Raw genomic sequence first — 11,275 nt, 5'->3', positions numbered from 1 at the left:
GTACGGGGGTTTCGGCTGGGTGGGGGCGGACGGGGCTGCGGCTCCATCCGCCCCCACCGGCGTTCGGTGCGCCCGCCGCGGCCGGAACGGCCTATCCGGCGATGTGCTCCAGGAAGCGGCGCAGTGCCGGGTTGGGGTTGTCGCGGGACCAGGCCAGGGTGATCGGCACCGTCGGGACGGGGTCGGCGAAGCGCCGGATCGCGACGCCGGGGACGTGGAGCGCGGCGGCCTTGCCCTCGGTGACGAGGGTGATGCCGTGGCCCTGGGCGACGGCGTGCAGCAGATGCTCCTCCTCGGGCTCCCAGTGCGCGACCGGCGGGCGGACACCCTCCCCGAACACCTGGTCGAGCATGCGGTCCCACATCCGCGGGCCGTGCTCGCGCGGCCACCACACCAGCGGGCGGTCGGCCAGGTCGGCCCGGCGGAGGCGGCGCCTGCGCGCCAGCGGGTCGGTGCTCGGGACGGCGACCACGACGGCCTCCTCACCCACCGTGCGGTCGACCAGGTCCTCGCGCGGATCGTCCAGCATCCTCACCAGCGCCGCGTCGATCGAGCGCTCCCGTAGCCGCTGCTCGTCATGCGCGGTGAATCCGCTGGTCACCCGGGTCTCCACGGCCGGATGAGCGGCACGGAAGGTGTCCAGCAACTCGGTGACCACGCTGCGCGGCGCCGAGCGAGTCAGACTGATCGTCAACCGACCGGCCTCCCCGGCGCCGTAACGGCGGGCCAGCTCCACCGCGGCGTCGGCGCGGGCCAGGATGTCCCTGGCGGCGGGCAGCAGCGCCACCCCGGCATCGGTCAGCGCCACGCCCCGCCGGTTGCGCGTGAACAGCGCGGTGCCCAGCTCCCGCTCGAACGCCATGACCTGCTGGCTGAGCCCCGGCTGGGTCAGGTGCAGCCGCCGCGCCGCGCGCCCGTAGTGCAGCTCCTCGGCGACCGCCACGAAGTAGCGCAGATGGCGCAGTTCCATGCTCGTCCTCCCGGCGTCTGTGATCACCGCGGATTATCACAGGCGAAGAATCCGGACTTGGACGCGCTGCCAACGCCGGTGGCGCAATGGGCACATGACCGCTGTGATCACCCAACCCGCCCCCGTCCCGGGCGCCGTGGCGAGGCGCCGCTGGACCGCCCTGGCCGCGGTGCTGCTCGCCACCTTCATGGGCCTGCTGGACGCCAGTGTCGTCACCGTCTCGGTGCCGTCGATCCAGCAGGACCTGCACGCCTCGTTCGGCGAGGTGCAGTCGGTGTCCGCCGGATACACCCTGGCGTACGCGGTCGGGTTGGTGACCGGCGGACGGCTCGGTGACCGGCACGGCCGCCGCCGGGTGTTCCTGGTGGGCGTCGCCCTGTTCCTGCTCGCTTCTCTGGCGTGCGCGGTCGCCCCCTCCGCGCCGGCACTGATCGCCGCCCGGGTGGCGCAGGGGCTGGCCGCGGCGGTGATGCTGCCGCAGGTGCTGTCGATCATCCAGCACGGCTTCACCGGCCCGGCCCGCGCGACCGCGCTCGGACTGTACGGCGCGGTCATCGGGCTGGCCTCCATCGCCGGGCAGATCGTCGGCGGCGCGCTGCTGGCCTGGAACCCCTGCGATCTGGGCTGGCGCTCGGCCTTCCTGGTGAACCTCCCGATCGGGGCGCTCGCGCTGGTGGTCGCGGGCCGCACGGTGCAGGAGAGTCGGGGCGCGCGGGCCCGGCTGGACCTGCTCGGGGCCGGGCTGCTGGCGCTCGCACTCCTCGCCCTGCTGCTCCCACCCGTACTGGACCAGGGCCGGCCGGCCGTCATCGCCGGCCTCGCCATGGCGGCGGCCGTACTGGCGGTCTTCACACGGGTCGAGCGGCGGCGGAGCAGCCCACTGATCCCGATGCGGCTGCTGGCCCAGCGGCGGATCGTCCGCGGGCTGCTGACCGTACTGGCCTTCTACGCGGGCAACGCCGGCTTCTTCCTGCTGCTCGCCTACCACCTGCAATCCGGACTCGGCCAGAACCCGCTGCACAGCGGTCTGATCTTCGCCCCGCTGGGCCTCGCCTTCGCCGCGACCAGCCTCGCGGGCCGACGGTTGGGGGCGCTGCGCACCGGAACGCTCCTGCTGACGATCGGCCTGGCCGGCGTGCCGGCTGTCGTACTGGCGGTGCCCCAAGGCGACCAGGTCGGCTGGCTGCTGCCGGCGCTGATCCTGGTGGGGGCCGGGCAGGGGCTGGTCGCCGCGCCGCTGATCGGCACGGTGCTGGCCGGCGTGGACCCGGCCGACGCGGGAGCCGCCGGCGGGGTGCTGCTCACCGCCACCCAGACCGCCAACGCCGCGGGCGTCGCCCTGATCGGCGGACTGTTCGCCCACGTCCTCGACGCCGCACCCGGGTCGCCCGGAGTCCCGTTCACCGCCTACGCCCACGCCACCGCCGGCACCACCCTGGCCGCCCTGGCCCTGGCACTGCTCACCGGCCTGCTCCTCCGCAGCCGCTGAATCCGCCGATCGCTTGCCCGCCGACCGCTGAACCCGCCGGCCTGCCGATCGCCCACCGCTGAATCCGCCGACCGTCGACCGCTGAATCCGCCGATCGCCGAACCGCCAACCACTTGACCCCCTTGCCGACCCCCACCGATACCCGGAGACCCACCGTGCTGTTCGACCCCGAACTCGCCGAGATCGCCGCCCGCCTGCCCCGCACCGACCTCACCGATCCGATCGCCGCCCGGGAGGGCGCACTGGCCGCCGCCCGAGCCACCGTGGCGGCGCTCCCGGCCGACGACACGGTCCGGATCGCCGACCTGGAGACCAGCGGCCCGCCGGTCCGCCTGTACCGCCCGGTGGCCGCGGCGGTACCCGCGCCCGTCGTGCTGGACTTCCACGGAGGAGGATTCGTCCTGGGCAGTCTCGACAGCGAACACCGGCGCGCCCTCGACCTCGCCCGGCGTACCGGCTTCGTGGTGGTCTCGGTGGACTACCGGCTGGCGCCCGAGCACCCCTTCCCCGCCGGTCTGGAGGACTGCTACGAGGCACTGTGCTGGGTCGTGAAGAACGCCGCCGAGCTGGGCGTGGACCCCGGCCGCCTCGCCGTCTTCGGCGGCAGCGCGGGCGGCGGGCTCGCCGCCGCCACCACCCTGCTGGCCCGCGACCGCGGCGGCCCGTCCATCGCCTTCCAGCTCCTCGTCTGCCCGGCCCTGGACGACCGGATGGGAACCCGTTCGGCGGCCACCCTCACCGACGTACCCGCCTTCGACGCCGCCGCCACCGCTCAGATGTGGCACCACTACCTGCCGGCGGGCGCGGAGGCCGCCGGCGATCCGGCCTATGCCGCGCCCGCCCGCGCCGAGGACCTCTCCGGCCTGCCGCCCGCCTATGTCCTCACCGCCGAGCACGACCCCCTGCGCGACGAGGGCAACCAGTACGCCCTGCGGCTGCTGGACGCGGGCGTGCCCGTCGAACTCCACCATGTCCCGGGCACTTTCCATGTGTTCGACCATGTGGCCCCCGACACCGAGATCTCCCGCCGGGCCCGCGCCGGGATGGCGAACGCCCTGCGCAGAGGCATGTGAACCCGCCGCCCGGGAGCGGGGCGTCCGGCCGCCTGACGCCGCTGTCGGCCGCGGCCGCACGGGGGAGTGTGGCGGCCGCGATCGCCCGACCTCGCCCGCACCCGCATGAGGGTCACCGTGCGCGTCGCAACGCCTCGGCGAGTTCGGCGGCCGGGGCGCTGAGGGTGCGGGGATGGAGGAGTTCGACGCGGTGCGTGATCCGGGGCTCGATGATCGGTACGGCCGCGATGCCGGGGAGGTCCGCCGCCGCGGGCAGGGCGGCCGCGGCGAGGCCGGCTCCGGCGGCCACCAGGACGGACAGGCCGTGGAAGTCGGTCCCGGTGTAGGTGAGTTGGTGGCCGAAGCCGTCGGAGTGGGCGGCCGCTCGGAGCTGGGCCAGGGGCACGGCGGCGTCGGGCGCGTCGATCCAGCGGGCGGCCGCGAGGTCGGCCAGCCGCAGCGCCGGACGGCCGGCGAGCGGGTGGTCGGCGGGCAGGAGTACCGCGAGTGGTTCCTCGCGGACGGGAAAGGCGGCCAGCGACGCGGCGTCCGGCAGCGGCAGTGGATCGGTGGGAGCGGCGGCCCCGTCGATCAGCGCCAGGTCCGCGGCCCCGGTCAGCGCGGCCTGGACCGCCGCGGCACGTCCGCACACCCGTACCGAGGCCACGAGTCGCGGGGCTTCGGTACGGGCGCGCACCAGGGCGTGTGCGACCGCGGGCGTCAGCGCACCGGGTGTGCACGCCAGCGCGAGCCGTCCGGGGCGTACCTGCCGCAGGCGAGCGATGTCGGCCCTGGCCGCGTCCAGCCGCAGCAGCAGCGGTCGGGCGTGCTCCAGCAGCCGCCGACCCGCCTCGGTCGGGGCGACCGGGCGGCGGGTGAGCAGCGGCGTCTCCAGATCGGCTTCCAGGGCGGCGATGTGCTGCGAGACCGCGGACTGGGTGTAGCCGAGGGCCTGGGCGGCGGCGGAGAAGGAGCGATGGTCGACCACGGAGACGAAGGTGCGCAGCTGCTGCGGATCCATGAGCATCAGTATTGCTGATGCTGGATGCAGGAATCATCGTTGGACGTGATGTCGACGGGCGGCTGAGGATGGCCGCATGACACACACCGCCCGCGTCGCCCTGGTCGGCGACCGCTCACCCCATGTCCGTTCCCACACCCGTATCCCCGGCCTCCTGGACGCGCTGCGCGAACGCGACGCGCTGGACCTGGACGCGTACTGGATCCCCACCCAGGACGTCGCGGACCACACGACCCTGGCCGGGTTCGACGGGGTCTGGGTGCTGCCGGGCAGCCCGTACCGCAGCGAGGCCGGTGCGCTCGCGGCCATCCGGACGGCCCGCGAGGGCGGCATCCCCCTGCTCGGCACCTGCGCCGGCTTCCAGCACGTCCTGCTCGAGTACGCCCGCAACGTGGCCGGGCTGGCGACGGCCGGCCACGCGGAGAACGCGCCGGAGACCTCGGCGGCCGACGCGGTGGTGGTGCCGCTGGCGTGCTCCCTGGTCGGCCACGAGGGCACGATCGAGCTGACCTCGGGCTCCCGCGCCGAGGCGCTGATCGGCGCCGAGCGGTCCATCGAGCGCTACCACTGCAACTTCGGCGCCAGCCCCGACCATGTGGAGCTGCTGCGCGGCCATGGGCTGCTCTTCACCGGCGCCGACACCGAAGGCGAGGTGCGCATCGCCGAGCTGCCGGAGCACCCGTTCTTCCTCGCCACCCTCTTCCAGCCGGAACTCGCCGGCGACGGCAGCCGTCCGCACCCTCTGATCCGCGGCTTCGCGGCCGCCGCGGTGGCCCACGCGAAGGCGGACGCACGACCAGCCCCCAACAGCTGATCACCAGCGGAGGGTCGGGCCGCTCACGGCCCGGCGTCACCCGTTAGCGCGGTTTGCCCGCGGAACGTTAGTGGGGCGCTTTCGGAACGTCAGCGGCGCCGGGAAAAGTGGTGTGCACACCGCGGGAACGACCACAGAGGCTCCCGCACCAACCGCAGGGGGAACCGACCATGCGCACTTCCCGGATTCGCACCGCCGCCCTGGCCGCCGTCACCGCCGCGCTGGCGCTGGGCCTGACCGCCTGCGGCAGTGGCGACGGCGGATCGAAGGCGGCGGGCGGCGACCGTGCCGCCAGTGCCGCGCAGAACCGGTCCGCGTCCCAGGGGGACGGCGAGGGCGGCGCAAAGCAGGCCGGCAGCGGCGCTGAGAGCAAGGAGGGGGCGGGCTCGACCACCGCCTCGGGCGGGACGGAGGAGGTCGAGAGCAAGGGCGCGATGGTCGGTGCCCGGCAGTGCGTCGGCGACGAGATGCTGGTCACCGCGGTGCACCGGTTCGCCGGGCAGCAGGGCGACCACATGCTGATCACCGCGTCGAACCAGGGCACCAAGTCGTGCTGGGTCACCTCGTACCCGGCCGTGAAGCTCGACGGCGACGGCAACGCGCTGCCGCACTCGAAGAAGGACAACCCGGGCGGCGGCAAGCGCATCACGCTCCGCCCCGGCGCCAAGGTGTACAGCGCGGTGAACCTCTTCGACTACGGCTCGCAGAACCGCACGGCGGACTCCTTCGCCATCGCGCTGCGCGGCGCGGACGGTCGCCCTGGCCCCTTCTACTCGGTCGTCATGAAGGGCAACCCGCGGTTCAGCTGGAACGAGGCCGACGTGCTGAACTGGAACCTCTCGAAGCCGTACGACTTCTGACGGCCGCTGTTCCGGGCGGGCGCCTGGCGCCCGCCGCGGCACCCGGCCATGTCGCGGTCGGGTGCGGCCGCGTGGTCGGTGCCGCCGCATGGTCAGTGGCGCCCTCGGCCGGTGCCGCCCTCGGCCGGTGCCTTGGCCGGCCAGTGTCTTGGCCGGCCAGTGCCTTCGCCGGCCAGTGACGCCCTCGGTCAGTGCCGCCGTCCGGTGAAGCCGCGCAGCAGATTGAGCAGGGCGCCGTCGAGTCTTCCGGCCGGTTCGGGCAGCGGGTCGGCGCCGGTCAGATGGCGGAACACCAGGCCGTCCAGGCAGGCGATGAACACCGGGGCCTGCGCCACCGGATCGGTGGCCCCCACGGTGGTGAGGACGTGCTCCGCCAGGCCGTGGTAGTGGTCGCGGGCCTTGTCCAGGGCGGCCCTCAGCTCGGGGCGGCGACCGGCCTCCAGCATCAGCTCGTAGCGGGCCCTCATACGGTCCCCCGCGTGGGTCGTCCAGTACCGGACGACCTCGGCGGCGGCCGCGGCCACCTCGCCCGGCTCCGAACTCCGTCCCGAGATCGCGGGGTGCTCGGCCAGGTCCGCGGTGTCCACCTCCACGAGGCGCTCGACCGTCGCCTGGAGCAGGGCCTGGCGGGTGCGGAAGTAGTACGAACACGAGCCCTGCGGCAGGCCGGCGGTCTGGTCGACCGCGCGATGGGTCAGCCCGCGCATCCCCTCCCGGGCCAGCGTCGCGATCGCCGCGTCCGCCACGTGCTGCCGCCGTGTCGCGGTGTCGGTCACATGCCCCTCCCTGCGTCCTTCCGTCATCTCTACAAGTGTAGAGTGCCTGTCGTCCACTACAGATGTAGAGGAGTGGTGATGGAGGACAGGACATCCACCCAGGGCGCGGTCGAGCGCACGGCGATCGTGGCCGGTGGCGGGATCGGCGGGCTCGCGGCCGCACTGGCCCTGGTCGGGCGCGGCTGGCGGGTCCGGGTGCTGGAACGGGCGACGAGCCTGGGCGAGGTGGGGGCCGGACTGTCCCTGTGGCCCAACGGCGTGCGGGCCCTGGAGGCGCTGGGCGTGGGCGCCGCGGTGCGCGAGCAGGCGCTGGTCGAGACCCAGGCCGGCATCCGCGATGCGGCAGGACGGTGGCTGTCCCGCACCGACACCGAGGAGCTGGCACGGCGCTACGGCCCGGTGGTGATGATCCACCGGGCGGATCTGCTGGACGTCCTGCGCCGCGCGCTTCCCGCCGACACGCTGCGCACCGGCAGCACGGTGACGGCCGTGGACACCAGCGGGCCGCAGGTACGCGTCGAGCACGGCACCGGAGTGTCCCGGGCCGACCTGCTGGTGGGCGCGGACGGCATCCGCAGCCGCGTACGGCAGGCCCTCTGGCCGCAGGCCCCCGAGCCCCGCTACGCCGGATACACCGCCTGGCGGCTGGTGGTCGAGTCGGAGCCGGTCACGGCGGGCGGCGAGACCTGGGGCCGCGGCGAACGCGTCGGGTTCGCCCCGCTGCCGGACGGCCGGACCTACCTGTTCGGGGTGGCCGACGCCCCGGCCGGGCAGCGCGCTCCCGACGGAGAACTGGCGGAACTGCGGCGGCGCTTCGCGCACTGGCACCAGCCGATCCCGACCCTGTTGAAGGACGCCGGCGAGTCGGCCGTGATGCGCCATGACATCTACGAGCTGCCACCGCTGCGGTCCTACGCCACGGGGCGGGTCGCCCTGCTCGGCGACGCGGCGCACGGGATGACCCCCAACCTGGGGCAGGGGGCCAACCAGGCCTTGGAGGATGCCGTCACCCTGGCCGCGATGCTCGACACCCATTCCTCGGTCCCCGCGGCGCTGGCGGCCTACGACCGCGAGCGCCGTCCCCGTACCCAGATGATCGTCAGGCGTTCCCGCCGCGTCGGCGCCGTGGCCCAGTGCGGCTGGGAACCCGGCCGGGTGGTCCGCGACCGCCTGCTGCGACTGGCCTCGCCCCGGCACCTGCTCGACGCGCTCGCCCCCGTGCTCGACTGGCAGCCGCCCGCCGCCGTCCGGGAGCCGAAGCGCCCCGGGACCTGAGGCTCCGCACGTCCCCGAAGCCCGGGGCGCGCCACGGTCACCTGCGCTTCTTGGCCTTCTTCACCTGCGTCGACACCCAGTCACCGCGGTGCAGTTGACAGCGCGAATAGCCGATCATCGCCTTCCGCCGGCACCGCCCGCCCTTCTTCGTCGGCGCGCCACACAGTGTCTGGAGACCCATGCCCCACACCTCCTCTCCGCCCTCGACCGCAGGATCCCGCCCAGAGCCTCGCGGTGGAGTGGAAGAAGGCTCGGGTGGCCGGTAGGGGCCGGAAGGTGACCGGATCCCCCGCCCGGCGTGCCCCGGGCGCGGGAGCGCGGGGAGGCCGTCCCGCCGCACAACGGCGAGGTCGCGAGGTACCGCCGCATCCTCGCGGAAGAGTTCCGCACCGCGCGGGCATGGCCGTCGGGGCGGCGACCTGCCGGTGCACTCGCCGCCCCGAGCACTCGCCACCGCCCGCACACCGCTGTCGGGATTCCCGCCGGCCGGGCGACTCCGCGACGGCGTCAGCCGCGTTCTGGCCTCGTCGGCCTAGTGGCGGCTGCCCGCGGGGCCGTCCAGTACGTCCGCCCAGGCGTCGCCGAGCGCGGTGGCGACCTCGTAGGCGGTGATGGGCGTGCCCCCGGGGCCGGTCGCCCGACGGGCGGCGAGGCCGTGCAGGTAGGCGCCCGCGGAGCCGGCGTCCAGCGGGGTCAGGCCGGCGGCCAGCAGTGAGCCGGTCAGGCCGGAGAGCACATCGCCGCTGCCCGCGGTGGCCAGCCAACCGGTGCCGGTGGGATTGACCCGAACCGGCCCCGTGCCCTGGGCGATCAGCGTGGTGGAGCCCTTGAGGAGCACGGTGGCACCGAAGCGGGCGGCGAGGGCGCGCACCGAGCGCAACCGGTTGGCCTCCACCTCCGCCCGCGAGGTGCCCAGCAGCGCGGCGGCCTCGCCGGCATGCGGGGTGAGCAGGGTCGGCGCGGTGCGGGTGGCGGCGGGCGGCATCAGCCGCAGCCCGTCGGCGTCCACCAGGACCGGTACGTCCGAGGCGAGGACGTCCTCCAGGTCGCGGCGGGCGTCCCAGGCGTCGCCCAGCCCCGGGCCGACCACCCAGGCCTGCACCCGGCCGGCCTTGTGCGGCGGTCCGGTGTGCACCAGGGTCTCCGGGAAGCGGGCGATCACCGCGTCCGCCGCCGGGCCCACGTACCGCACGGCGCCCGCTCCGCCGCGCAGCGCGCCGGCCACCGCCAGCACAGCCGCGCCCGGATAGCGCGCCGAACCGGCCACCACCCCGACCACCCCGCGCCGGTACTTGTCACTCTCCGCCGAGGGCAGCGGGAGGAGTTCCGCCAGGTCCGCGTGGTGCAGGGCGGTCACATCGGGTTCGGCCGGCAGCCAGGGGTCCAGGCCGATGTCCACCAGCCGCAGCGCCCCGGCGTGGGTGTGCGCCGGGTCGACCAGCAGCCCCGGCTTGTACGTGCCGAAGGTGACGGTCAGATCGGCGCGCACCGCGGCACCGGGCACCTCGCCGCTGTCCGCGTCCACCCCGCTGGGCAGGTCGACCGCGACCAGCAACCCGCGCACCGCCGCCACCAGCCGCTCCGCCTCCGGCCGCAGCCCGCCCTTGCCGCCGATCCCCACGATGCCGTCCAGCACCAGGTCGGCCTGGGCCACCGCGGCTTCCGCGAGGTCGCCGGACGCGGCCCTCGCCGTGGCGTCCACGGTCCGGCCCCCCGCGGCCCGCAGCGCCCGGAGCCCGCCCCGGTGCGCCCGCTCCGGAGTGAGCAGCACCGCGGTCACCCCGGCGCCCCGGCGGGCCAACCGGGCCCCTGCGTACAGGGCGTCGCCGCCGTTGTCGCCGCTGCCCACCAGCAGGGCCACCCGCGCCCCGGACACGCCAGGCCCTCGGACCCGGGCCCCGGCGCGGCGGCCACCGAGCAGATCGGCGCAGGCGGCGGCCAGTCCGGCGGCGGCCCGCTGCATCAGCGCGCCCTCCGGCAGCCCCTCCATCAGCGCACGCTCGGCGGCCCGTACGGTCTCGACGCGGTAGGCGGTCCTCATGTCCCCCAGTCTCCCCAACAGTCCGCCCCACGTCCTGGGAACGGGAGCCGCGGGCCTTCCTGGGAGGGGGCCTGGGAGGGCTGCCGACGGCCCGTCATGCGGGTGGCCCGGTATTGGGCGGCGGGGCGCCCGGGCTCACTCCACGGTGGCCTCGAAGAGGGCGGCGCAGCCGTACACGGTCAGCCGGTAGCGGGAGAACCGGCCGGCCAGCACCTGGTGCAGGTCCTCCAGGCCGTCCTGGGCGTTGCTGAACGTCCCGCGGGCGTTGAGGCGGTCCATCGCGAAGCGGGCGCGGCGGGAAACCGGTACCCCCAGGGAGAGCACGGTGCTGCCGAAGATCCGTCCGCCGGGGCGTACACAGGCCGCGGCGTTGTCGAGTGCGACGCCCTTGTGCGCCAGGTCCCCGGGGACGCAGTGCAGCACCAGGTTGAGCGCGGCCGAACCGTAGGTCCGCGCGGGCAGCGGGAAGGGCTCCAGCACATTGGCGCGGCAGGTGGAGACCTCGTAGCGGGACAGCCGGCGGGCGGCGTGCGCCAGGCAGTGCGGGTTCATGTCCAGCAGCGTGATCAGCGGCCGGTCGACCGGCATGGTGCAGCGATCGAGCAGCCGGCCGGTACCGACCCCGATGTCCAGGTGCTCGGCGGCGATGTTCCGGTCGTACATCCGCTGGAGCGCGCTGGGCGGGACCTTCCACATCACCGGGCAGAAGAACCCGTGCACCGCGAGGTCGTACAGCCGGAGCCGTAACGGGGTGTAGTCGGCCTGCCCTGCCTCGACATCGGCGGCTGTGGGGGCGATGGCCATGGGTCCTCCGTAGCAGGTGGGCGAGGGGGCGGTGGTCCGACTCTGCCCACGGCGACTCCAGCGACGCTGTAGTCCGACTTGAGCGGGCGGCTACCGGGACCTCTTGCGCCAGGCCCGGATGCGAGGGTGCGCACGGCCGGTGGGGATCGGGAGGGGCACCAGGGGTTTCGGGG

11 protein-coding genes are annotated in these 11,275 nt (G+C 74.8%); 5 read left to right on the top strand and 6 right to left on the bottom strand.

What is annotated here, in order from left to right:
- Window positions 1–91 precede the first annotated feature (91 nt).
- Window positions 92–970, bottom strand: a complete 879-nt coding sequence (locus E4099_RS21275; protein WP_135340696.1) for a LysR family transcriptional regulator — start codon at window positions 968–970, stop codon at window positions 92–94.
- A gap of 94 nt (window positions 971–1,064) precedes the next feature.
- Here E4099_RS21275 and E4099_RS21270 point away from each other — a divergent pair, with 94 nt between their 5' ends.
- Window positions 1,065–2,459 (top strand): MFS transporter, encoded by a 1,395-nt coding sequence (locus E4099_RS21270; protein WP_167828445.1) that lies wholly within the window; start codon window positions 1,065–1,067, stop codon window positions 2,457–2,459.
- A 155-nt stretch (window positions 2,460–2,614) separates the two neighbouring features.
- Window positions 2,615–3,532 carry an alpha/beta hydrolase gene (locus E4099_RS21265; RefSeq protein WP_135340694.1) on the top strand — a complete coding sequence of 306 codons (918 nt, stop codon included), beginning with the start codon at window positions 2,615–2,617 and terminating at the stop codon, window positions 3,530–3,532.
- Between the two features lie 112 nt (window positions 3,533–3,644).
- Here E4099_RS21265 and E4099_RS21260 read toward each other — a convergent pair whose 3' ends face one another.
- A complete protein-coding gene (locus E4099_RS21260; protein ID WP_135340693.1) occupies window positions 3,645–4,532 on the bottom strand; it encodes a LysR family transcriptional regulator in 888 nt (295 codons plus the stop codon).
- A 76-nt stretch (window positions 4,533–4,608) separates the two neighbouring features.
- On the opposite strand from E4099_RS21260, the gene E4099_RS21255 reads away from it, so the two are divergent.
- On the top strand, window positions 4,609–5,346 hold the full coding sequence (locus E4099_RS21255; RefSeq protein ID WP_135340692.1) for a CTP synthase C-terminal region-related (seleno)protein: 738 nt from the start codon (window positions 4,609–4,611) through the stop codon (window positions 5,344–5,346).
- Between the two features lie 170 nt (window positions 5,347–5,516).
- On the top strand, window positions 5,517–6,206 hold the full coding sequence (locus E4099_RS21250; RefSeq protein ID WP_135340691.1) for a DUF4232 domain-containing protein: 690 nt from the start codon (window positions 5,517–5,519) through the stop codon (window positions 6,204–6,206).
- A 188-nt stretch (window positions 6,207–6,394) separates the two neighbouring features.
- Here the strand turns inward: E4099_RS21250 and E4099_RS21245 are convergent, their stop codons facing one another.
- Window positions 6,395–7,009 carry a TetR/AcrR family transcriptional regulator gene (locus E4099_RS21245; RefSeq protein WP_135340690.1) on the bottom strand — a complete coding sequence of 205 codons (615 nt, stop codon included), beginning with the start codon at window positions 7,007–7,009 and terminating at the stop codon, window positions 6,395–6,397.
- Between the two features lie 51 nt (window positions 7,010–7,060).
- On the opposite strand from E4099_RS21245, the gene E4099_RS21240 reads away from it, so the two are divergent.
- Window positions 7,061–8,257 (top strand): FAD-dependent monooxygenase, encoded by a 1,197-nt coding sequence (locus E4099_RS21240; RefSeq protein WP_135340689.1) that lies wholly within the window; start codon window positions 7,061–7,063, stop codon window positions 8,255–8,257.
- Window positions 8,258–8,294: 37 nt separating this feature from the next.
- Here the strand turns inward: E4099_RS21240 and E4099_RS33130 are convergent, their stop codons facing one another.
- From E4099_RS33130 to E4099_RS21230, 3 genes are all read right to left on the bottom strand, one after another.
- The gene (locus E4099_RS33130) at window positions 8,295–8,438 is read right to left on the bottom strand and encodes a hypothetical protein (RefSeq protein ID WP_167828444.1); all 144 of its coding nucleotides are present in this window, start codon (window positions 8,436–8,438) and stop codon (window positions 8,295–8,297) included.
- Window positions 8,439–8,789: 351 nt separating this feature from the next.
- Window positions 8,790–10,298 carry an NAD(P)H-hydrate dehydratase gene (locus tag E4099_RS21235; protein WP_135340688.1) on the bottom strand — a complete coding sequence of 503 codons (1,509 nt, stop codon included), beginning with the start codon at window positions 10,296–10,298 and terminating at the stop codon, window positions 8,790–8,792.
- 135 nt (window positions 10,299–10,433) lie between these two features.
- Window positions 10,434–11,102, bottom strand: a complete 669-nt coding sequence (locus tag E4099_RS21230; RefSeq protein ID WP_135340687.1) for a class I SAM-dependent methyltransferase — start codon at window positions 11,100–11,102, stop codon at window positions 10,434–10,436.
- Window positions 11,103–11,275 lie beyond the last annotated feature (173 nt).

The sequence above is a fragment of the Streptomyces palmae genome, from assembly GCF_004684805.1.
Taxonomy (GTDB): Bacteria; Actinomycetota; Actinomycetes; order Streptomycetales; family Streptomycetaceae; genus Streptomyces; species Streptomyces palmae.
Note: the sequence above shows the minus strand (reverse complement) of the source record. Positions and strands in the feature narration are given on the sequence as shown.